The sequence below is a fragment of the Wenzhouxiangella limi genome (assembly GCF_010499265.1).
GTDB lineage: Bacteria > Pseudomonadota > Gammaproteobacteria > Xanthomonadales > Wenzhouxiangellaceae > Wenzhouxiangella > Wenzhouxiangella limi.
Genome location: NZ_JAAGSC010000040.1, coordinates 201,319 through 223,060 on the forward strand (window position 1 = coordinate 201,319; position 21,742 = coordinate 223,060).

Genomic DNA, 21,742 nt, shown 5'->3' on the forward strand with positions numbered 1-21,742 from the left:
GGAGAAACCTGATGCTACGCAATCTCTTTTCACTGTACGCAATCGCGTTGATAGCGCTGGCATTTGTCAGCCCCGCCCTGGCCGATACGCCTGAAACCAAAAACGGGCTGACGAGGGTTCATCTGGACCAGGACAGCCGCTGCCTGATCAATCCGACGCCCTGGTACGAGGTCGGAGTCAGCGGGTGAGTGCCGGGTACGTGAATGACAGACTGCCACTGTCGCTGTTCTTGCTGCGGGTGAGCGTGTTTCTGGTCATGGCGATGTGGTCGCTGGACAAGATCCTGGCGCCCGACCACGCCGCGGCCGTATTTGAGAGTTTCTATTCTATCTCGGGCATGAGCGCAGGCCTGTTGCTGCTCGCCGCTATTCCGATGCTGGCAGCCTGCGGGGCGCTGTTCCTGCTGCGCGATGAAGATCGGATGCTGATGCTCGGCAGCTGACGGCGGTCAGCGGCTCGACATCGCCAAGAGCGAGCTTTCAGGTCTCGTTGAAGACCTGGTCCATCGGCCCGCGCGGGCGGTGGCAGTTACATCTCCGCAGACCGCGTTAGGCGTGATTGGCAAACGGTAACCGGATTTCGAATCGCGTTCCTTCTCCCAGTTTGCTTTGGACACTGATCGTTCCACTCATCGCCTCGACAAGCTCTTTGGTAATTGCGAGCCCGAGTCCGGTTCCTTCAGTTTCCGGCGCGTTGCGCGCGAACGGCTCGAAAAGATCATCCATGAACTCCGGCTCGATGCCTGGCCCAGTATCGGTAATGGTGATCACGACGGCATTTGCCTTGGCTGGTTCTGCTTCTGTATCTTGACCAACCCTTATGTCGGGGCCTCGTTTGCGGCTTACCGTTTGATCGATGCCGGCGCCGTATGCTCGCCTTGCTCCGGGAGCGCGTGAGGCATAAACGCCCAGCATGACGATGTCTCCCTGCTTGCTGTACGAGAGCGCGTTTCTGACGAGGTTTTTTACTACGCGGCGCAACGACTGTGTGTTTGTCATGGCCATCAAGTCTGTGTCACCTGGCGAGTCGGCGTCCGTTGCCGGTTCCGGCGTATCAGTCCGGAGGTCGATGCCCGCCTGCGCCGCCGCGAAGCGCGCCGCATCGGCAACATCGCGGATCAGTGCTCCGACAGGGGTCGGGCGCCGCTCCAATTTGATGGCTCCTTCTTCCAGCCGCGCGAGTTCGGTGAGCGATTCAGCCATTCCGTTAAGCTCGTTGGCGGCCAGGCAGATGTCATGGACAAATTTCTGTTCCTCTCCCTTCAAACGCTCGGCGAGGATTTCACCGAACGCTGAAATCAAGCTCAGGGGACTTCTTAGGTCATGGGCGACACCCGTGAGAAAGCGGGACTTTGCCTCGCTGGCTTTCTTGATGCGTTCGGTCAGGTCTTCTTTCTGCGTCGCCAACTGGTGAGGGACGACCAGTACGAGGGCGAACAGCAGGGTGATGGTCGCAGCCATCTGCGTTACGACGAAGAGCACATGCAGGGAATCGAGTTGCACGAGACCTGTAGCGTCCGTATCCGAGATGAACAGGACATTCACGACCTGCATGATGCTGCTTCCGATCAGGACGACCGCTGCTCCGGTGATGCTTCCTCCCACCAGCGTTCCTGCGAACGCCCGCGGGAGACACCACATTATGTAGATCGTTGTAACGGTAATTCCTGCTGCCGCGGCCGTGATCCGTCCCTCGACGCCGGGCCAGCCAGTTGCGGCAAAAAGCAGAAAGATTCCGGATATGCCGACAACCGCGATAATCACGATCCAGTCAGCGCGTCCCAAAGATTGGCGGTGAAGGCGGCTCAGGCCTACGCCTATGAGAAAAAGCCCGACCAGGCTGAATGTGTTGGGCAGAAAGACCGACAAGAACGTCAATCCCTCATGCTGCATCATGAACAGAGGCCCGGCAATCGACAAGAACACACCGCTTGCCGTCCAGTAGGGGAGCCCCTTCACCTCGCGGTGATGCCGGAGGGCGGACACCGCCAGCAGGCCCGTGGCCACAAGAGCCGTGATCGCCACGGTCAGCAGCAGCGTTCCAACGTCAAAGGCAGAAAAAGTGCTCATCCGAGGGCGATTACATTTCTGAAAGACAAGCCTTGACAGATCCAAAGGCGCCGGGATGGAGGGTCAACAGCTGCCGCATTCGGGGTGGCTGGCGAGACCCGGTGGCGCCTGTGCCCGTGTATCACGCTATCAGGCGAACCGTTCTGAATCTTTCACCACTTGTCATTCGACTGCCGCAGAGCGAGCTGGCTTTCGGGCGCGTATGCGTACAAGGAGGATACGCGCCGTGATTCCAGAATTGCAACACTATCGGATTTCGTACGCGTTCCATCAGACACTTCGACTCTTTAATCCGCGTTAATCTGCATCCATCTGCGGTAAGCTTCTTGCTTTTGCTCAATAAACCATGCGTATTCTGCTCACCTGCCACGCCTTCAACAGTCTGAGTCAGCGCGTCCACGCCGAGCTGCGCGCGGCCGGACACGCGGTCAGCGTCGAGCTCGACATCAGCGATGAGGTCACCGCCGAGGCGGTTGAGCTGTTCAAGCCCGACGTGCTGGTCGCGCCCTTTCTCAAGCGCAAGATTCCGGAGTCGGTATTCGCCGCCGTGCCCTGCCTGATCGTCCACCCCGGCCCGCCGGGCGACCGCGGCCCGGCCGCGCTGGACTGGGCGGTGCTGGAAAATGAGCCCGAGTGGGGGGTATCGATCATCCAGGCCACCGAGGAGCTCGACGGCGGGCCCGTTCTGGCCAGCCGGATGTTTGCCACGCGTCCGGCGCGCAAGTCCAGCCTGTACCGGATCGAGGTTACCGAAGGCGCGGTGGCCGCGCTGTTCGACGCGCTGGCCAAGGTCGAGCGGGGCGAGCCCGGCGATCCGCCGCCGCCCGGGCGCTGGCGAGATCCGGTCCCGCCAACCGCCCGGCGCATCGACTGGACGACTGACGACACCGCCACCGTGCTTACCAAGATCCGCAGCGCCGACGGCTTTCCCGGCGTGATCGACGAGATCGCCGGGCGCGAGGTGCGCCTGTTCAATGCCTGGACCGAGCCGGAACTGAACGGCGAGCCGGGCGCGCTATTGGCGCGCTGCCACGGCGCAATCTGCCGGGCCACGGTTGACGGCGCGGTCTGGATCGGGCACCTGAAAGAGTCCGGTGACCAGCCCTTCAAGCGCCGCGCGACGAGGGTGCTGGGCGAGGCGGTAGCGGACTTGCCCGAGCTGGATCTCGAGACCGACCCGGAATCCGGACGCGGGCCGATCCGCTACCGCGAAGTCGGTGATGTCAGCCTCCTGGACTTCGATTTCTACAACGGCGCCATGAGTACCAAGGATTGCCGAGCGCTTCTTGCGGCCTACCAGCAGGCCACCCAGCGCCCGACCCGGGTAATCGTGCTGGCCGGCGGCGCCGACTTCTGGTCCAACGGCATGGATTTGAACACCATCGAAGCCGCGGCCAGCCCGCCGGACGAGTCCTGGGACAACATCCGCGCCATCGACGAGGTGGCCGAGGCCATCATCCGCACCACCTCCCACCTCACCGTCTCGGCCATCGGCGGCAACGCCGCGGCCGGCGGGGTGTTCCTGGCCCTGGCCGCCGACGAGGTCTGGGCGCGCGCCGGCGTGGTGCTCAACCCGCACTACAAGAACATGGGCAACCTGTACGGCTCGGAGTACTGGACCTACCTTTTACCGAAGCGCGTGGGCGAGGGCGGCATCAAGGCCGTCATGGGCCATCGCCTGCCCATGCTGGCGGCCGAGGCGCAAGACCTGGGCCTGGTCGACCGCACCGGCCCGACCAAGCGCTCGGACTTCGATGCCTTTGCGCTGGAGCAGGCCGCACGCCTTGCAGCGGACGGCTTCGAGAACCGCCTGGCCGCCAAGGCCGAGCGCCGCGAGCACGACGAGGCCGAGCGCGCGCTGCATGAATATCGCGACGCGGAGCTCGAGCGCATGCGCATGAATTTCTACGGCTTCGACCCGTCCTACCACGTCGCCCGCTTCCGCCTGGTCCGGCGCAGTCCTCATGCCTGGACACCGCTGTACCTGGCCCATCATCGTGCGCGGGTCGGGACGAGAAACCCGGCGGGACCAACGCAGGGATGAGCAGACAGGGCGTGGACAATCATCACCCGGTGCGCCGGGTCACGGTCGCCGGCCGGGTCCAAGGCGTGGGCTTCCGGCCCTTCGTCTACCGCCTGGCCCATGAATTGAAGCTGACCGGCTGGGTCTTCAACGCCTCCGGCGTGGTCGAGGTCGCGATCCAGGGCCCGGCGGATCAGCTCGATGCCTTCGCCCGCGACGTCATCGAGCGCGCGCCCCCGCTGGCCCGGCCCGAGCTGTTGCGCAACGAGCCGGGCGAGGGGGAAGATTTTCAGGCCTTTGAGATCCGCGCCAGCCAGGCGCAAGCCGAGCCGGAAATCCACGTCCCGCCCGATCAGTTCATGTGCGACGACTGCCTGGTCGAGGTCAGCGATCCGGCCGAGCGCCGCTACCGCTATCCGTTCATCAACTGCACCCAGTGCGGGCCGCGCTACACCATCATCCGGGCCTTGCCTTACGATCGGCCCAACACGACGCTGAGAGATTTTCCGCTGTGTGCCGACTGCGACGCCGAATACCGTAATCCGCTGGACCGCCGGTTCCACGCCCAGCCGCTGGCCTGCGCAGTGTGCGGGCCCAGCCTTCGATTCGTCTCCGGCCAGACCCGCATCGAGGGCAACGAGGACAGCCTGGCCGCGGCCATCGAGGTCATCAAGGGCGGCGGTATCGTTGCCGCGCGCGGCGTTGGCGGCTACCACCTGATCTGCGATGCGGGCAATGAAAGCGCGGTCTCGGCCTTGCGCGCGCGCAAGCATCGTCCCGACAAGCCACTGGCGGTGATGGTGGCCATGGCCGGAGCCGACCGCCTGGACGGCGCGCGTGAACTGGCCGAGCTGGATCAGGCCACGGCCGCGCGCCTGGCCGACCCCGAGCGGCCCATCGTGCTGGTCCGCATGCGTCCCGACGCGAAGCTTGCGCCCAGCATCGCGCCGGGGCTGAACGAGGTCGGGCTGATGCTGCCCTACAGCCCCATCCATCACCTGCTGCTCGGCGATCTGGGTCGGCCGATCGTGGCCACCTCGGGGAACCTGAGCGGGGAGCCCGTGCTGACCGACCCGGCCGAGGTCGAGGCGCGCTTGAGTACCGTCGCCGATGCCTTCCTGCACCACAACCGTCCGATCCAGCGGCCGGCCGACGATCCGGTCTGGCGCAAGATCGCCGGTCGCATGCGCCCGATTCGCTTGGGAAGAGGCAACGCGCCGCTGGAAATCGAGCTGCCGGTGACGCTCGGCGAACCCCTGCTGGCCGTCGGCGCCTTCCTGAAAAACACCGTTACCCTGGCCTGGAAATCGCGCGCCATCGTCTCGCCCCACATCGGCGAGCTCGACAGCCTGCGTACCGTCGAGGTCTTTCGCCAGGTCTCGGCCGATCTGCAGGATCTGTACGGTGTGCGCGCCAAAAGCCTGGCCTGCGACGCCCATCCCGACTTCCCCAACAGCCGCTGGGCGCGCGATGCCGGGCTGCCGCTGACCCGGGTGTTCCACCACGAGGCCCACGCCTCGGCCCTGGCGGGGGAGTTTGGCGTGCTGGACCGCGACATGCTCGTGTTTGCCTGGGATGGCGTGGGCTATGGTCGCGATAAGACGCTGTGGGGTGGCGAGACCTACTTCGGCCGACCCGGCGCCTGGCAGCGGGTTGCCTCGTTCAGACCTTTTCGCCTGCCCGGCGGCGATCGCGTTACCCGCCAGCCCTGGCGCACCGCGCTGTCGCTGTCCTGGCACGCCGGCTTCGACTGGGCCGGCGCACCGGAGGTCGACCCCTTGCTAAGAACCGCCTGGGACAAGGGCATGGCCAGCCCGGTCAGCAGCGCGGTGGGGCGCCTGTTCGACGGCGCGGCGGCGCTGGCCGGTGTGGCCCTGGAGGCCAGCTACGAAGGCCAGGGCCCGACCTGGCTGGAGGCCATGGCGGCAAAGGGACGCGATCCGGGTGCACCCGATCTGGCGCTGGTCGAGGACGAGCAGGGCCTGCTGCGCGCCGACTGGTCTGAACTGATGGCGTGGATGGCCGATCCGGGCGTGCCCGTCGCCGACCGCGCCGCCGGCTTTCACGCAGCCCTGGCCCGCCTGATCGCTGCCCAGATCGGAGAGCTGGCCCGGCGTTTCGAGTTCAAGGAAGTGGGTCTGACCGGTGGCGTGTTCCAGAACAATCTGCTCGCCAGCCAGGCCGCCAGTGCGATCGAATCTGCCGGCCGTATCGCCCTGATCCCCGAGCGACTGCCCGTCAACGACGCCGGCATCAGCTATGGGCAGGTGATCGAGACGGCGTGTCTGGCGTCTGAGCCTGGCGAGTCTGGGCCTTCGGGGGCGTAAGCTCGGCCTGCCGCCCTTATCGGCCGACGTCGCTCCTTGCAGGTCGGTCCCACAAGGCTAACGCGCGCGGCGCTTCATCCGCTTTCGGCCCGAACAAGGACGCTTTTATCCTTATACTGGCCATCCGCTCGAAAACGCCCGAACGTCATGAAACTCGAACCCCACATCCGCTTGGCCCACGGTAACGGCGGGCGCTACATGCGCGAACTCATCGACGGCCTGTTTGCCGCCCGCCTGGGCGAGCAGGGCCTGGACACCACGGTGGACGCGGCCATGGTCGACGTGCCGCAAGGGGTGCGCATGATGATGACCACCGACGGCTTCACCGTCGATCCGCTGGAGTTTCCCGGCGGCAACATCGGCTCGCTGGCCATCCACGGCACGGTCAACGACCTGGCCGTGGGCGGGGCGTTTCCGCTCTACCTGACCCTGAACGCCTTTATCGAGGAAGGCACCGAGACCGCGCTGCTCGAACGGATTGTCGATGCGCTTGCAGCGGCTGCGACGGAAGCTGGCGTAAAAGTCGTGGCCGGGGATACCAAGGTCCTGGCCCGCGGCGAATGCGGTGGAGTGTACCTGGCCACCACCGGCCTGGGCGTGGTGCCGGCCAGCCACAAGCTGGGCCAGCAATACGTCCAGCCCGGCGACAAGCTCATCGTCACCGGCGGCGTCGGCGACCACGGCACCGCCGTGCTGCTGGCGCGCGAGGAGTACGGCTTGCGAGGCGACCTGAAATCCGACTCGGCCAGCGTGCTGCCGATCACCGAGATGTTGATGAAGCGCCCGGGCCTGCGTTTCATGCGCGACCCCACCCGCGGCGGCCTGGCCACCGTGGCCCTGGACCTGGCGCGCGAATCGGAACTGTCGATCAACATGGAAGAAAACGCCATCCCCTTGAGCGAACCGGTCCAGGCGGTGTGCGAACTGCTGGGCTACGACCCGCTTTATCTGGCCTGTGAGGGCCGAGTGGTCGCCGTCATCGCCGCCGACGAGGCCGACGACGCCGTGCAGGAGCTGCGCCTGTCCGGCGTCGCCCCCGACGCCGCCGTCATCGGCACCATCGGCGAGAAAAAAGGCGCGGTCACCCTGACCACCAGCCTGGGCGGCCAGCGCCTGATCGACGAGCTCGAAGACGACCCACTGCCGCGAATCTGCTGAGCCGCCAAGCGCCCCGGCCGGCACAGATCCTTGGCAATCGAGCATCCGTCATGCCGGACCTGATCCGGCATCAACGCGTCGCTCCGGCGCCTGGCGCATGCCGGCAATCGATAATTTGTCATGCCGGACCTGATCCGGCATCCCCAGCCCGCGAACCGGACAATAAATCGGGGATGGCCTCGATGCCGGGTTCGGCGGCGATCGGCCGCTTCAGTTCGACGCGTGGCGAGGCCCTCAGCGACCGATCCCCGCCAAACCCGGATGAGTAGCGGTGAACGCTTTTGGTCGGTTGGCTCCGAAAAGGCCTCAAAGCCATAATCCTTGACCAAGGTCTGAATCTGTTTCCTGCGCGTCTCGGTATCCCACGCGCAATTCAGGTTCGTTTCCCTCTGGCCAGGGCAGCCTGGATGTTACGCCCACGCGCGGCTTGTTGTAGAGTCTTGAGGGGCTCTTGCCGGCAATTTGAAATGAACAAAATATTGTCTCGTCTGGCCTCGTACCTGGTCATGATCCCGCTTGTGGTGATTAGCTTCTCGGCCCATCCTAAGGACGAGGGGCTGGCCATGCGGCATTACCAGCTAGTCACTGAAATCCGGGAGGATCAGTGGCCCGTTTGGCAGGATGAAGATGCCACTCCCGAGGACCTGGAGTCTGCGCTGGCGCAGCTTGCCGGGGCCCTCGACCACCTAGCGCGGCCCGAGGTTGAAGAACTGGCCCTGGGTAACAGCTACCTTCATTATCGGGTTTACAACATCCGGCGTGACATGCTGCAGATTGAGGCGAAGATGGGCCGTCCGGAAAGGGTTGTCGAGCAGCTGCGCTATCTGCGTCACTTCGTGGTTGCAGCGGGTGATCATGCCAGGCTGCTTGAAGAATTGCCCAAGTCCGTGCTTGATCATCCCGACGTCCAACGCGAACTGGCTGCGTGGCGGGCTCTGGCTCGTGTAGCGGCCGCCGAATCGCTGGCCACCCCCTATGCCGAAGACCTGCCGGCCAATGAAAAGATCGCTGGAGTCAGCCGCATCTGGGCGATGGCGCGCGAGTATTTCGTGCACTTCGACGCTAGACCCGAACTCGATTGGGATCAGGCCTACCTTGAGGCTATAGAGACGGTGCTGGCCACGGATTCGACCGCGGACTATTACCGCGAGCTGATGCGTTTCGTGGCACGGCTCGGCGATAGTCACAGCAACGTGTATCCGCCGGAGGAACTCAGCGAACACTTCTATGCCAGGCCCCCGATCAGGACGCAGTGGATCGAAGGTCGCGTCATCGTGACCGGGGTGTTCAGTGATCGCTTGCGCGCGCTCGGGCTCAGTGTCGGCAGCGAAATTGAAAGCATCGACGATGAGGCGGTAGCAGCGTATGTACGACAGCACGTCGCGCCTTTTCAGAGTGCTTCGACCGAACAGGATCTGAAAGTACGCAAGTATGGCTATGCGCTGCTTGCGGGGCCGTCCACTCGCAGTCTGACCCTGTCCTTGCGTCAGCCCGACGGAAGCTTGCAAACCATCGAGGTCGAGCGCTCCGGCTATACCGATGTCGAGTGGCCCGAGTCTTTTCAACGGCGCCAGCTGGATGGCGGCATCGAGTATTTGTCGCTGGACAGCTTCGCCGATGGCAGGGCGCTGGAGGCCTTCGATGCCGCCTGGCCGGAGATCCAGCAAGCCAGCGGCCTGATCCTCGATCTTCGGAATAATGGCGGCGGCAGTTCCTGGCCCGGCTACCGAATACTGGCCTATCTGATTGATGAGCCGGCCGTGCCGGCCGCTTCGTGGACGCGACGGAATGACTCGGTCAGGCAGGCGGCGTCGGCCAGCGTGCAGTTTCATCCGCTGTCCGTTCGCCCAATCGAGCCGATCGCCGAAGACAACTACGCTGGGCCGATAGTTCTCCTGACTGGACCCCGGACCTTTTCAGCAGCCGAGGACATGGCGATGGCCTTTGCTGTCAGCCAGCGCGGGGTGATCATCGGCCAGACCACGGCCGGCAGCACCGGCCAGCCACTGATGTTCCATCTTCCCGGCGGCGGCATGGCGCGCATCTGTGCCAAGCGTGATACCTGGCCTGACGGCAGCCCCCTGGTCGGCGTTGGCGTGGCGCCCGACATCGAGATCGCACCCAACGTGAGCGACATCCAAGCCGGTCGGGACCCCGTCATGGAGGCGGCCATGGACTGGATTCGTGAGCGAACGGATTGATTGTCAGTTTATGCGACGAAATCGTCCAGGGCTATCAAAAGTATTAGAGGGCTCCCATTCACCCCCAATCCCCATGCGCATGGACATGCCGATGTTCAGTGCCGTCGGCATGGACGTGGCGGTGGGCGTGGGCGAGGTTGGCGCGCCAGAGGAGGTCGGTGTCGGTGAGAGCATCGTCGAGCGGACCGTCGTAGAGCAGCCGGCCGTCTTCGCCCAGGATCAGGGCGCGCTGGCCGAGTTCGGTCGCCAGCGACAGGTTCTGGGTGGTGACCAGGGTGGTCAGGCCTTGCTGGTCGAGGAGGAAGTCGACCAGCCAGCCGGTAGCTCGGGGGTCTAAGTTGGCGGTGGGCTCGTCGAGCAGCAGTAGCCTGGGCTGGCAGGCCAGTACGCAGGCCAGGGCCAGGCGCTGTTTTTCCCCACCCGACAAACGATAGGGCGGGGTGGCCAGGTATTTTTCCAGCTGCAGGCGTTCGGCCCAGCGCCTGGCGACGGCAGTCGGCTCGGGCATGCCGAGGCGCTCGGGGCCGTAGGCGATTTCTTCAGCGACGGTGGCGTTGAACAGCATGGCCTCGGGGGACTGGAAAACCATGCCAACGTCGCGGCGGAAGTGCCGCGCAAACTCGCGCTGGCGCAGGCGGCTGGCCGACAGGGCCTCGCCCTGGTAGCGGATCTCGCCGCCGGTGGGGTCGAGCAGGCCGTCGATCAGTTTGAGCAGCGAGGACTTGCCGCAGCCGTTGGCGCCGAGCAGCACGACGCGCTCTTCTGGATTCAGGCGAAAGCTCACTTCCTTAAGAATGGCTTCGCCTTCCGGATACCGAAAGCTGACCTGCTCAAGTTCGATCATCGAAAAATCCTCGCGAGCGCATGCCCAAGTTCACTTCCGTGGCCTGCAGTTCGGCCTTTTCCAGCAGGGCCCCGGCCTGGCGTCCGGCGCTGCGGGCGCGGGTGGCAAGATCAGGCCGGCCGAGGCTGCGGCTGCGAAAGGCCATGCGGTAGTCGGTGAGCAGGCGCTGGAAGGTCTTGATCTGGCCCAGCGCCAGCACCACCACGAACTGCAGCGAGCGCGAGAAGTCGACCGCGCGCACCAGGTCCAGGTGGCGGGCCAGCCACAGGGTGAGGAAGGTCAGCAGCAGCACGCGCAGGTTCAGGCGCAGCACGAACAGGCCCCAGGGTTCGCCGGCCAGGCTGGCGCTCAGGACAAAGCCTAGGCTTACGGCGATGTTGACCAGGGCGATGGCGATCAGGGCGCGCTTGAGCAGGGTCGGGGTGGCGCGTCCGGCGAGCAGCAGGGCAGCGGTCAACAGCCCGCCCAGCCACAGCGGGTCGTGGATGAAGGTGATGCCGACCACGGCCACCAGCCACACTGAAAGCAGCAGGCGATCCTTCATGCCGGCACCCGGCGGCGTTCGACCACGCTCAGGACCATCCAGGTCAGGATGCCTTCGCCCAGAGCGATGATCAGGTGCGGGCCGACCACCACCGGCAGGGTCACGGCCGGCCCGAACGGAAAGAACAGCGGCTGGCCTTCCGTATCGCTGCCCATCAGCGGCTGGATGCCCAGCACCAGGGCGACCAGCGTGGCCGCCACCACCACCCCCAGCCAGACCCCGATCACGGCGGCGGCCGGTCGGTGGACTTTTGCAAGCAGCCGGAACACGCCGACGGTCACGGCCGCCCCGGTCAGACCCATGGCCAGGGCGTTGATCGCCAGCACGGTGATGCCGCCGGCGCCCAGCAGCAGCGACTGCAGCACCAGCACCAGGCTGTAGGCCAGAAACGCCGGCCAGACCCCGAACGCCAGCGCCAGCAGGCCGACCCCGACCAGGTGGCCGGAGGTGCCGCCGGGCAAGGGCACCATCACCGTGGTCAGCACGAAGGCCAGCGCGGTCAGCACGGCCAGGCGCGGGATCAGGGCGTCGTCGAACTCGCGCGCGACCTTGCGCACCGCATACGCCCAGGCCGGTGCGGCCACGGCGTAGGCGCCCAGGTAGACCTGCGGCGCGATCAGGCCGTCAGGGATGTGCATGGGCTTTCTTGCGCTTCCGCCACAGGATCAGCAGGCCGGCCAGGCCGAGCAGGTAGCCGACGCCAGCCAGGATGTTGACCAGGCGGTTGCGGGGAGGGCCCTCGACCTCGGTCACGGCTAGCGCCTCGTCGACCCGCACGCGCACCTCCAGCCCGTGACCGTCCTCGGTGGTCACCACCACCCGCCAGCGCCCGGGCCGGTCGGGCAGAAAGCTGATCCGGCCCAGGGCGTCAGTGCGTCCGTTCTGAAAAGCGACCTCGGAGTCCGGCGCGAAGATCTGGTAGGGCACGAACACCGGCTGCTGCCCGAACGGGTGCGACAGGCTCAGGACCTGGGCCTCGGCGGTGGCGATCTCGTGGTCCATGCGATGACCCAGGGCCAGCGAGCTGATCCCGATCAGCATGACGGCGACGAGGAGGCGGCAGGGCATCTTGAGCGATCGACAGGACATGGCGTGGTTGAGTGCTGTTCTTATGGGTTTTGGGTTGGCTTCCCGAAGGTCAGCGAGGCGTAGAAACTCTCGACGTCGCAGACCGACGGGTCAGGATAATCGATCTCGCCGTGGGCGAGCAGCAGCCACGGGCCTTCACCCTCCAGCATCACTTCGGTCCGGCCGTCGGCGTTTGTTTCCAGCACCGCGTAAGGGTCCTCGCCCGATGCGCTGTGAAAAGCCAGCAGCGGCCCGGCGTGCGGCTGGCCTTCGAACAGGACCTGAACGGGCAGGGTGTCGCCGGCCTGTAGCGTGTTGGGCTCGCCCTGGGGGATGATTTCCAAACGGTGGCCAAGTGATGTTGCCACAGCCGACGGTCCGCTGTCGCCCACCTTGACCAGGGTCTTGGACCCGTTGTCGGAATAGCTGCAGCGCACCGCGTTGGCCACTTCCGAGCGCGGCAGCCGTTGGCCGCCCTCGGTGGTCTGGGTCCAGTAGCCGCGCGCCTGACGCACGCCGATCACAGACACGCCGGGCTCGGACAGGGGCGGGCTTGTCACGGCGCCGTCGCCAGCCAGGTCGAGCGCGATCTGCTGCCCGTCCGCCAGGGTCACGGTGGCTTGGGCCAGGCGATCGGCCGCCATTTCCTCGTCGCCGGGAAAGGCGTGGCCGAAGTAGGGCAGAACCTGCACCGCCTGCCCGGGTTCGACCTGGGCGGGTTCGGCCAGGACCCAGGGGTGGTGGGCGTGGACTGAGCCGGCGACAAAGCCGGTTGCGATCAGGGCGATGGCAAGAATGCGCGTCATGGTCGATCCTTAATCGGGGGTCAGAACAGGTAGCTGGCCTGCAGCTTGACGCTGCGGCCGGGCTGGTTGATCAGGGTCAGGTGGCGACGGTAGGTCGCATCACTCAGGTTGTCGATGCGCGCGCTGATGCGCAGATCGGGCGTGGCCTGCCAGGTCGCGTACAGGTCGATCAGGGTGTGCGACGGCGTGGGCTGGGCCCGGTGCATGCCGCCCAGGACGCGGTCCTGCTCGAAGGTGTGGACGATCTGGCCGCCCAGCAGCAGGGCCGGCAGGCGGTGCTCCAGGCGCAGGCCGATCTCGTCGCCCGGGATGCTCTCCAGCGGGATGCCGAGTTCGCGGTCGTCGCCGCGCTGGCGGGCGCCGAACAGGCCGGCGCTGTAGTCGCCGATCCGCCAGTCCAGCTCGACTTCCAGCCCTTCGACCCGGGCCTGGCCGACGTTGTCGAAGCGGGTGGTGTTGGTCAATGGCGCGGGCGCATCATGGCCGCGCACGCGCTGCTCGATGAAGTCGTCGATGTCGTTGCGAAACACCGCCAGGCGCGCCTTGAGCCGGTCATCATTCAACAACACGCCGCGGCGGTCGAAGCGCAGGCCCAGCTCGTAATTGCGCGCCGACTCCGGCTGCAGCTCGGGGTTGGGAACGTAGAAATTGCCCGGGAAATGCTGGCCGCCGATGAACAGCTCGCGCAGCGCCGGGGCGCGAAAGGCCTCGTTGAACGAGGCGCTCAGCGTCCAGTCGCTGGCCAGGTCGAACAGCAGGCCGGCCTGGTAGGAGGTCTGGGAGAACGAGGTCGCGACCAGCTCGGCCTCGTCGGGCCGGGAGTCGATGGCGTCGTGGCGCAGGCCCAGCACCAGGTCCAGGCGCGCGGTCAGCTCGGCCCGGTTCTGGGCGAACAGGCCAACGGTTTCGCGCTGTGAGCCGCGAAACTGCGGCGCCGGCCGGCCGTTGCGCAGCCCGCGCTGGGTGTCGCGGTAGAGCTCGGCGCCGTAGGTCAGAGTATGGGCAATAGTGCCGGTCTGCAGCCGGCTGCTGTTGGCGAGGTCCACGCCCACGGTGCTCAGGCTGTTCTCCACCCGGGCCTGGCCGGCTACAACCGGGCGCTCGTCGAGCATCAGGTCGCTCCAGTAGACTACCGCGTCCAGCGCCAGCAAGTCGCTGTCGGGGTAGAGCTGGTAGCGCAGGCTCATCGACTGCTGGCGGCTGGAGCGGTCGACCACGGTGCCGCTGGCGCGGTCGGCGGTGCCGAGGCTGGGGCTGTCGTCGACGTAGCCCAGGTAGGTCAGGCTCAGGTGCTGGGCCTGGTCGGGCCGCCAGCTGCCCTTGACCAGGCCGCTGAAGACATCGCTTTCGGTCAATTCAAGGGTGTTGCCGTCGCCGTCGACGTAGTCATCTGAAGCGCGGCGGCTGACGCTGGTGATCAGGCCGGCATCGCCGGCTTGCGCGGCCAGGGTCGCGCTGCCGATCCGGGCGTTGTTGTTGCTCTGGTAGCCCAGCCGGGCCTGGCCGCCGAAGCTGGCGCCGGGTTCGAGAAAGCCTTCGGCGTCCAGGGTCTCGAACAGGATCACCCCGCCGGTGGCGCCGCTGCCGTAGAGCGAGGAGGCCGGGCCGCGCAGGATCTCGACGCGCTCGAGCAGGGCCGGGTCGAGCAGGCTCTGGGCGCGGTGGCGGATGGCCATATTCTGGCGCGCTCCGTCGATGCGCATCACCACCCGGCCTTCGCCCAGCCCGCGGATGTTGGGCACCAGCGCTTCCGGTCGCGGCCCCTGCGCGGACTGCACCCCCGGGAGGTCGGACAGCAGGTCGGCCAGATCGCCGGCCTGGCGCAGCTCGATCTCTTCGCGGTCGAGCACGCTGACCGGTGCGATGACCTGCTGCTCGGGCTGAACGACCCGGCCGATGGTGACCAGGATGGTGTCGGCCGGGCGCTCGACGTTCGTCGCGGCCGCCATTGCCGGCATCGACAACAGCACCATCGCGGCCACGGTCCGACGCCAGGCGCACGCTAGAGAAGACAGAAAACCCATGCAACAAGATTCCGATCCGGGACTGGGTATGAAGAATAATAAAAATCTTCATACTTTTCTTGATCCGGATCAAATCCGTATTAATTCCCGCTAGGTTTTTCTTAATCCATCGGGCCGGGCTTCAGGCCTCAGTCGTGCGGCGTGATGTGCTCGTGGGCGTGGACGTGATCGCCGTGCGAGTGCTGATCGGCCTCGACCCGCACCGGCACCAGGTGCAGATCGCCGTGGCGTACGCCGCGGCGGGCGATGAACTGCTGGGAGAACTCGCGTACCCGCTTCAGCGGTCCGCGCAGGATGCTGGTTTCCAGGCAGTGATCATGATCCAGATGCACGTGCAGGGTGGCCACGGTCAGGTCGTGGTGGGCGTGCTGGGCTTCGGTCAGTTGATCGCCCAGCCCGCCGCGGTGGTGGTCGTAGACGTAGCTGAGAATACCGACACAGCCGCCGTCGGGGTCGCCTTCGGCGCGCTCGCGCGCCATGAAGCCGCGCAGCAGGTCGCGAATGGCCTCGGAGCGGCTGGCGTAGCCCAGGCGCTGCCGGTAGGCCTCGAAGGACTCGGCCAGATCCTTGTCCAGAGAGACGGTAAAACGTTCGGTCATGCTGACTTCCCTCCGTGGTGGGTTTTTCTTGGAAACCGCGCGCGTCTTCGTTTGATCCCGGTCAAGCGCTTTCTGCTGTTCAACCCCGAGAATACCCCGAGTCTCCCAAACTTTGCCGCGAGTTTTCCATGGTCATGCTCAACCGCTTGTATCGATTGGCCGCCGGGCTGCTGGCGCTGGGCCTGATGGCCGGAGCCGCGCTGCCGTCGGGCGTTCATGCCCAGTCGCCGGAAACCGCCGCCGACGCGCTCACGATGTACGTATTCATGAGCGAGACCTGCCCCCACTGTCAGGCCCAGAAGCCGTTTCTCGAGCGCCTGGATGAAGAGCATGAGCGGCTTGAAGTGGTGCACATGGAAGTCATGACTTCCGACGAGCATCATGACCTGTTGCGGGCCATGGCGACCGCCCATGAGGTTCGGCCGGGCTCGGTGCCGATGATTTTCCTGGGCGGCGAGGTCTGGGTCGGCGACAGCGGACAGATTCGCGATGAAATCGAGGCCACCGTCGAGCAGTGCCTGGCTTCCGACTGCCCCGACCCGCGTCAGATGGCGATGGAGGTCGCGCAGGAGGGCGAACAAGCACCGGCCGAAGCGCTGATCCGCCTGCCGCTGATCGGCGCCATCGATTTGGCCGTCCAGCCGCTGATGGTCAGCACGCTGATGATCGCCTTCGTCGACGGCTTCAACCCCTGCTCGATCTGGATCCTCACCATCCTGCTGGCGCTGGTCCTGCACTCCGGCTCGCGCGGGCGGGTGCTGCTGGTGGGGCTGACGTTTCTGTTCACCACGGCCGCGATCTATGGCGCCTTCATCGCCGGCGTTTTCAGCGTCCTGGCCTACGCCGCCTACCTGCCGTGGGTGTACTGGATCGTGGCGCTGTTTGCGCTGGTCTTCGGGCTGGTCAACATCAAGGACTATTTCTGGTTCAAGCGCGGGTTTTCTTTCACCATCGACGACAAGCACAAACCCGGCATCTTCAAGGGTTTTCGAGAGCTGATGGTCAACGGGCGCTCACCGCTGGCGCTGATGGGCGCGACCATCGTCATGGCCAGCGGCATCGCTTTGATCGAGCTGCCCTGCACGGCCGGGTTCCCGGTGATCTGGAGCGGGCTGGTCAACGCCAACGACGTGTCCGGAATGGCCTTTATCGGCTTGCTGGCGGTGTACTTGTTAATTTATCTTTTGATCGAGCTGGTGATTTTCGGCGTCGCCGTGGTCAAGCTGCGCATCGATCGCTTCCAGGAAGGCCACGGCCGCATTCTCAAGCTCATCGGCGGGGTCATCATGATCGCGCTGGCCGTCGTTTTGCTGGCCGCGCCCGAGCTGATGAGCGGCATCGGCTCCTCGATGGGGGTATTCCTCGGGGCCTTTGCGGTAACCGGCCTGATCGTGCTGCTGCACCGCCAGGTATTGCCCAGGCTGGGCATTCGCATCGGCGACGGCTGGTAAGGTGGCTGCCATGAAACTGCTGATGCTCTGCTCCAGCGTCTACGGGCACACTTCTACAGTCTGCCGGCACATGCGCCCGGCCCTGGAAGCGGCCGGTTTCGAGGTGGTCGAGCACGCGCTGCCCGACGCGCCGCCCGATCCGGCCGAGTTCGACGCCGTGCTGATCGGCGCCAGCATCCGCAACGGCAAGCACAACCCGGCGGTGCTGCAGTTCATCGAGCGCTATCAGTCTGCTCTGCAGGCCCGGCCCAGCGCCTTCTTTTCGGTCAACCTGGTCGCCCGCAAGCCACACAAGAACACGCCCCAGACCAATCCTTACGTGCGCAAATTTCTGGAAACCTCGCCCTGGCAGCCCGATCGCGTGGGGGTGTTCGGCGGTCAGCTGAACTATCGCCGATACCGCCGCTTCGATCGCTGGGTGATCCGCTTCATCATGTGGATGAACAAGGGGCCGACGGATCTGGACACCAACGCTGATTTCACCGATTGGGACGCGGTGCGCGCCTTCGCCGAGGAGTTCGCCGAGTTCGCGCGTCAGAACAGGGCGTGAGCGGCGGGCGCCTGCACTACTGGAGTCACATGCAGCACGGGTTGCTGATCCTGCTGCTGGCCTGGCTGATCTTCACCAGCCCCTGGGTCCACCTTTATAACCGTCTCCCGCCCAGCCCGTCGTTCTGGGTCTGGGCGCACGTGGTACTGGGCCTTGCCGCGCTGGTGCTCGGCCTGGGCTTTGTGCTGACCAGCGCGCTACAGGGTCGACTGGCGCAGTATTTTCCCTGGGCTTTGGGCCGCCTCGGCCCGCTGTGGGCGGATCTGCGCGGGCTGTTAAAGCTGAAGGTGCCGGGCAACGAGGGCGCGGGGCTGTTCAGCATCATCAAGGGCGTGCTGCTGCTGGCGCTGCTGGCGACCGGGCTGACCGGACTGATGTGGCTGTGGACGGCCGGCAGCCAGGACGCGGTGGCCTGGCGCGGCTGGCATATCGTCTCGGCGCGGGTGCTGATCGGGGCGCTGGTCGCGCATATTCTGGCGACGCTGGCGCATGTAGTTGATTTTATGCGGCAGTAGGAGGGGCTGGCGCGTCCTTCAGGCTCGGGGAGAGCACCATCAGTTCGACGCGTGGCGAGGCCTTCTGGCACTCTCCCCGAGCCCGAAGGACGCGCCAGCGTGCCCGGGGCTTGGTACACCATCGGTTCGACGCGTGGCGAGGCCCTCTGGCACTCTCCCCCAGTCCGGAGAGCGATCCAGCGTGCCGGGCTCCGTGCCCTCAGGCGACGGAGGCGGTTTTTTCTCCTTGCCGGCGGTGTTCGGCCAGCTGGCTTTCCAGCCACTCGATCCAGGCCGAGATATCGGTTTCGCGGCCGGCCGCGGCGGTCAGGACCGGCGTTTCCACGCCCAGACCGCGCAGCGACTGCTCGGCGCGCTCGACGTCGAAGCCGTCCATGTACGGCAGCAGATCGGCCTTGCTGATGACGACCAGATCGGCAGCCCGGAACATCACCGGGTACTTGGCCGGCTTGTCGTCGCCCTCGGTGGTCGACAGCAGCACCACGTTGGTGTGCTGGCCCAGGTCGAACGCCGCCGGGCAGACCAGGTTGCCGACGTTTTCGATGAACAGGATGTCGGTGGTCTGGCCGTCGATTTCCAGCGGGAAGTCGTGCAGCGCCTTGTGGATCAGGTGGGCGTCGAGGTGGCAGGCGCTGCCGGTGGCGATCTGGTGGGCGCGGATGCCCTGCTCGCGCAGGCGCTTCGCGTCGTTCTCGGTCTCCAGGTCACCCTCGATCACGGCGATGGACAGCCGGTTCTTCAGGGCCTGGGCGGTGCGCTCGAGAAGCTGGGTCTTGCCGGAGCCGGGTGAGGACATCAGGTTGATGACCAGGGTCCCGGTGCGGTTGAAGTGTTCACGGTTGTGACCGGCGGCGTGGTCGTTGGCGTCCATCAGGCCGGTCAGGACCTCGACCGTATGCTCGTCGGCCGGGGTTGGGTGGTGGTGGTCGGGAATCGAACAGCCGCAGGTTTCACACATGATCAGAACTCGCTTTTGAATCAGTCGTTGGATTTGGAGGGTCGGAGATCCCCTGAAGTTCAACCCGGGCCAGCAACAATTCGTCACCGCTGACCAGGTCGACGCGGAAGCTTTCGCAGGCCGTGCACAGCAGCCGATTGGTCGGGACCTCGTTTTCGTTGCCGCAGTCGCGGCAGCGGATACGGACCGGCTGCGGTTCGATCACCAGGCTGGCCTGGGCCGTCATCGGGCCGTTGCGTGCGATGGTGAACGCCTGGGCCAGCAGATCCGGCTCGACCCCCGACAGCGGCCCGAGCCGGACCGTGATGCGGCCCACGCCGGAGGCGCCGTTGGCCTCTGCCGTAGAGCGGACCTGGGTCAGCAGGGCCTCGCAGACGGAAAGTTCGTGCATGGGTTTCGCAATCCAGAACCGGTGCAGCAGATACTCATTATAAAGGCGGCGACGGGCTAGGACCGCATTTCTCGCTCGATGATCCCGGGTTTTCGGGTTTTTCGGCCACCTTTTGATCCACGTCAAGCGGTGCTGCTTCAGTACCCGGTAATTTAGCCTCGTGAATCGAGGAGGTATTGCATGACATTGACCACGCCCATCGGGGCTGCGGCTGATTCTGGCGCCGCCGCCATCCAGGCTGAGAAGTCGATCGATACGCTGGTGATCGGGATTGGCAACAACCTGATGACCGACGACGGTGCCGGCGTGCACGTGATCGAGCGCCTGCAGGCTGCCGGCCTGCCCCGGCACGTCGAGCTGGTCGACGGTGGCACTCTGGGCTTCACCCTGCTCGAAAGCGTTGAATGCGCCCGCCGGCTGATCGTGGTGGACGCGGCCCAGCTGGGCGCCGAGCCCGGCACCGTGCAGGTTTTCGAAAACGACCGCATGGATGCCTATCTGTCCAACTGCCGCCGCTCCAGTGTCCACGAGGTCAATCTGATGGACGTCATGAGTGCGGCGAAATTTCGCGGGACCATGCCGAAAAACTATGCCATGGTGGGCATCCAGCCAGCCGAGGTGGACTGGGGCGCCGAGCCGACCGAGGCGGTCGCCCGCGGCATCGACCAGGCCACCGAGATCATCGTCGACATGGTGACCGAGGAGTGCGCGGCATGAGCGGCGCGATCCCGCTCAAGGTCAAATCCAGCCCCAAGGGCGTGACGATCGGTGGCGGCGTCAAGGCCATCGGCTTCGAGATTCTGTCCTATCTCGAGCGCTTTCTGGAAAGCGGCGAAAGCGCGGCGATCGACATGCGCGGCCTGCCCATGGCGCCCAACGAGTACACCGAACTGCTGGAGATGCTGGGTCAGGGCGAGCTCGACCTCTCCCTTGAAATGGCCGGGACCACCCGGATCCGCGAGACCGCGTTTTCCGGCGTCTGGTGGATCCAGCACAAGGGCCCGGATGACCGAATCCAGAGCGAGTACATCGAAATCAATCGAATTCCCGAATTTCTCTGCGCGCAGACCGACCAGATCGAGGATGCGGTCAGAGAGTTGAGCGACCGACTGAGAGGAGCTTTATAGATGAGTAAGCTGAAGCAACGGAAAGACCGGCCGACGATCGGTCAAGTGATGGATGAGGCCGGCGTCGGTCGTCGTCAATTCATGAAATATTGTGCCGGCATGACGGCGCTGATGGCGATGCCGCCGATGGCAACCACGGCTTTTGCCAAGCAGCTGCGTGCCGCCCGCCGGCCGTCGGTGATCTACATGCCGTTCCAGGAATGCACCGGCTGCCTGGAATCGCTGACCCGATCATTCGCGCCGAGCCTGGAAAGCCTGATTTTCGACACCATCTCGCTGGACTACAACCATACGCTGCAGGCCGCCGCCGGTCATGCGGCCGAGGAAGCCCGGCTCGAAGCGATGGAAGAGAACTGGGGCGAGTACATCCTGATCGTCGATGGCTCCATTCCGACCAAGCTCAACGGCATGTACGGTGTCAGTGAGAGCCATACCTTCATGGAGCAGCTCGAACAGACCGCCGAAGGCGCAGCCGCGATTGTCGCGGTCGGCGTTTGTGCCGCTTACGGTGGCGTCGGTGCGGCTTACCCGAACCCGACCGGTGCGGTGGGCGTGGCCGACCTGATCAAGAACAAGCCGGTCATCAACGTGCCCGGCTGTCCGCCAATTCCGGAAGTCATGACCGGCACGCTGGTCAGCTTCCTGGCCAACGGGGTGCCGGATCTCGATGCGCATCTGCGTCCGCGTGCCTTCTTCGGCAACACCATCCACGACCGCTGCTATCGCCGGCGCTTCTATGACCGTGGCCTGTTCGCCAAGTCCTTCGACGACGAAGGCGCGCGCAACGGCTGGTGTCTGTACGAACTGGGCTGCCGCGGCCCGACCACCTACAACGCCTGCGCCACGATCAAGTGGAACGGCGGTGCCGGCTGGCCGGTGGAATCCGGTCACGGCTGCATCGGCTGCTCCGAGCCTGGTTTCTGGGACCAGGGCGGCTTCTACGAGCCGGTTACGGCGAAGCTGTTCACCGAGCGTGGCGAGTCGATAGCGGCTGCTGCAGCCGGTGTTGCAGTGGGTGCAGCGGCGGGCCTTGCCTCGAAGGCGCGCAAGAAGAAACTGGCTAGCGAGACCGAATAAGGAGATCAAT

The 21,742-nt window shown here is 65.4% G+C and carries 22 protein-coding genes; 12 read left to right on the plus strand and 10 right to left on the minus strand.

Translation table 11 applies throughout. The features are described from left to right. The first annotated feature begins 11 nt into the window (after positions 1–11). Positions 12–188, plus strand: coding sequence for a hypothetical protein (locus G3I74_RS15710; RefSeq protein ID WP_203594622.1), 177 nt, complete (start codon positions 12–14; stop codon positions 186–188). A gap of 11 nt (positions 189–199) precedes the next feature. Then, a complete protein-coding gene (locus G3I74_RS08105) occupies positions 200–442 on the plus strand; it encodes a hypothetical protein (RefSeq protein WP_164211078.1) in 243 nt (80 codons plus the stop codon). A 106-nt stretch (positions 443–548) separates the two neighbouring features. Here the strand turns inward: G3I74_RS08105 and G3I74_RS08110 are convergent, their stop codons facing one another. Next, positions 549–2,069: a sensor histidine kinase gene (locus tag G3I74_RS08110; RefSeq protein WP_164211079.1), complete on the minus strand. Its 1,521-nt coding sequence runs from the start codon at positions 2,067–2,069 to the stop codon at positions 549–551. A gap of 346 nt (positions 2,070–2,415) precedes the next feature. Between G3I74_RS08110 and G3I74_RS08115 the strand changes: the two genes are divergently transcribed. The 4 genes from G3I74_RS08115 to G3I74_RS08130 all read left to right on the plus strand — a co-directional run bounded on the left by G3I74_RS08115 (position 2,416) and on the right by G3I74_RS08130 (position 9,778). After that, positions 2,416–4,113 carry a hydrogenase maturation protein gene (locus G3I74_RS08115; RefSeq protein ID WP_164211080.1) on the plus strand — a complete coding sequence of 566 codons (1,698 nt, stop codon included), beginning with the start codon at positions 2,416–2,418 and terminating at the stop codon, positions 4,111–4,113. Next, positions 4,110–6,419: a carbamoyltransferase HypF gene (hypF, locus tag G3I74_RS08120; protein ID WP_164211081.1), complete on the plus strand. Its 2,310-nt coding sequence runs from the start codon at positions 4,110–4,112 to the stop codon at positions 6,417–6,419. The genes G3I74_RS08115 and hypF overlap by 4 nt, the downstream gene beginning before the upstream one ends. A 147-nt stretch (positions 6,420–6,566) precedes the next feature. Next, the gene (gene hypE / locus G3I74_RS08125) at positions 6,567–7,577 is read left to right on the plus strand and encodes a hydrogenase expression/formation protein HypE (RefSeq protein ID WP_164211082.1); all 1,011 of its coding nucleotides are present in this window, start codon (positions 6,567–6,569) and stop codon (positions 7,575–7,577) included. 281 nt (positions 7,578–7,858) lie between these two features. Next, positions 7,859–9,778: a S41 family peptidase gene (locus G3I74_RS08130; RefSeq protein WP_164211083.1), complete on the plus strand. Its 1,920-nt coding sequence runs from the start codon at positions 7,859–7,861 to the stop codon at positions 9,776–9,778. 58 nt (positions 9,779–9,836) lie between these two features. Here the strand turns inward: G3I74_RS08130 and G3I74_RS08135 are convergent, their stop codons facing one another. The 7 genes from G3I74_RS08135 to nikR form a co-directional block, all read right to left on the minus strand. Next, positions 9,837–10,622 (minus strand): energy-coupling factor ABC transporter ATP-binding protein, encoded by a 786-nt coding sequence (locus G3I74_RS08135; protein WP_164211084.1) that lies wholly within the window; start codon positions 10,620–10,622, stop codon positions 9,837–9,839. After that, a complete protein-coding gene (locus G3I74_RS08140; RefSeq protein WP_164211085.1) occupies positions 10,609–11,166 on the minus strand; it encodes an ABC transporter permease in 558 nt (185 codons plus the stop codon). The genes G3I74_RS08135 and G3I74_RS08140 overlap by 14 nt, the downstream gene beginning before the upstream one ends. Continuing rightward, complete coding sequence (locus tag G3I74_RS08145; RefSeq protein ID WP_164211086.1) at positions 11,163–11,804, minus strand: energy-coupling factor ABC transporter permease; 642 nt, start codon at positions 11,802–11,804, stop codon at positions 11,163–11,165. Before G3I74_RS08145 ends, G3I74_RS08140 begins: the two co-directional genes overlap by 4 nt. Further along, positions 11,791–12,255: a hypothetical protein gene (locus G3I74_RS08150; protein ID WP_164211087.1), complete on the minus strand. Its 465-nt coding sequence runs from the start codon at positions 12,253–12,255 to the stop codon at positions 11,791–11,793. The genes G3I74_RS08145 and G3I74_RS08150 overlap by 14 nt, the downstream gene beginning before the upstream one ends. 20 nt (positions 12,256–12,275) lie before the next feature. Then, the gene (locus G3I74_RS08155) at positions 12,276–13,040 is read right to left on the minus strand and encodes a DUF4198 domain-containing protein (RefSeq protein WP_164211088.1); all 765 of its coding nucleotides are present in this window, start codon (positions 13,038–13,040) and stop codon (positions 12,276–12,278) included. A 20-nt stretch (positions 13,041–13,060) separates the two neighbouring features. After that, positions 13,061–15,064, minus strand: a complete 2,004-nt coding sequence (locus G3I74_RS08160; RefSeq protein WP_164211089.1) for a TonB-dependent hemoglobin/transferrin/lactoferrin family receptor — start codon at positions 15,062–15,064, stop codon at positions 13,061–13,063. A gap of 128 nt (positions 15,065–15,192) precedes the next feature. Next, the gene (gene nikR, locus G3I74_RS08165) at positions 15,193–15,663 is read right to left on the minus strand and encodes a nickel-responsive transcriptional regulator NikR (RefSeq protein ID WP_164211090.1); all 471 of its coding nucleotides are present in this window, start codon (positions 15,661–15,663) and stop codon (positions 15,193–15,195) included. A 134-nt stretch (positions 15,664–15,797) separates the two neighbouring features. On the opposite strand from nikR, the gene G3I74_RS08170 reads away from it, so the two are divergent. The 3 genes from G3I74_RS08170 to G3I74_RS08180 are packed head-to-tail and all read left to right on the plus strand — an operon-like array spanning position 15,798 to position 18,179. Next, a complete protein-coding gene (locus tag G3I74_RS08170) occupies positions 15,798–17,114 on the plus strand; it encodes a glutaredoxin domain-containing protein (protein ID WP_239056736.1) in 1,317 nt (438 codons plus the stop codon). Positions 17,115–17,124: 10 nt separating this feature from the next. Next, positions 17,125–17,664 (plus strand): menaquinone-dependent protoporphyrinogen IX dehydrogenase, encoded by a 540-nt coding sequence (hemG, locus tag G3I74_RS08175; protein ID WP_164211091.1) that lies wholly within the window; start codon positions 17,125–17,127, stop codon positions 17,662–17,664. Then, positions 17,661–18,179 carry a cytochrome b/b6 domain-containing protein gene (locus tag G3I74_RS08180; RefSeq protein ID WP_164211092.1) on the plus strand — a complete coding sequence of 173 codons (519 nt, stop codon included), beginning with the start codon at positions 17,661–17,663 and terminating at the stop codon, positions 18,177–18,179. The genes hemG and G3I74_RS08180 overlap by 4 nt, the downstream gene beginning before the upstream one ends. 199 nt (positions 18,180–18,378) lie before the next feature. Here the strand turns inward: G3I74_RS08180 and hypB are convergent, their stop codons facing one another. Further along, the gene (gene hypB, locus G3I74_RS08185) at positions 18,379–19,137 is read right to left on the minus strand and encodes a hydrogenase nickel incorporation protein HypB (protein WP_164211093.1); all 759 of its coding nucleotides are present in this window, start codon (positions 19,135–19,137) and stop codon (positions 18,379–18,381) included. Further along, complete coding sequence (locus tag G3I74_RS08190; protein WP_164211094.1) at positions 19,130–19,528, minus strand: hydrogenase maturation nickel metallochaperone HypA/HybF; 399 nt, start codon at positions 19,526–19,528, stop codon at positions 19,130–19,132. The genes hypB and G3I74_RS08190 overlap by 8 nt, the downstream gene beginning before the upstream one ends. A 180-nt stretch (positions 19,529–19,708) precedes the next feature. Here G3I74_RS08190 and G3I74_RS08195 point away from each other — a divergent pair, with 180 nt between their 5' ends. From G3I74_RS08195 to G3I74_RS08205, 3 genes are read left to right on the plus strand one after another with little or no spacing between them, the layout of a single operon-like run. Next, complete coding sequence (locus G3I74_RS08195; RefSeq protein WP_164211095.1) at positions 19,709–20,245, plus strand: HyaD/HybD family hydrogenase maturation endopeptidase; 537 nt, start codon at positions 19,709–19,711, stop codon at positions 20,243–20,245. Further along, positions 20,242–20,655 (plus strand): hydrogenase expression/formation protein, encoded by a 414-nt coding sequence (locus tag G3I74_RS08200; protein WP_164211096.1) that lies wholly within the window; start codon positions 20,242–20,244, stop codon positions 20,653–20,655. The genes G3I74_RS08195 and G3I74_RS08200 overlap by 4 nt, the downstream gene beginning before the upstream one ends. Next, on the plus strand, positions 20,656–21,732 hold the full coding sequence (locus G3I74_RS08205; protein WP_203594623.1) for a hydrogenase small subunit: 1,077 nt from the start codon (positions 20,656–20,658) through the stop codon (positions 21,730–21,732). It abuts the gene before it with no gap. Positions 21,733–21,742: the final 10 nt, after the last annotated feature.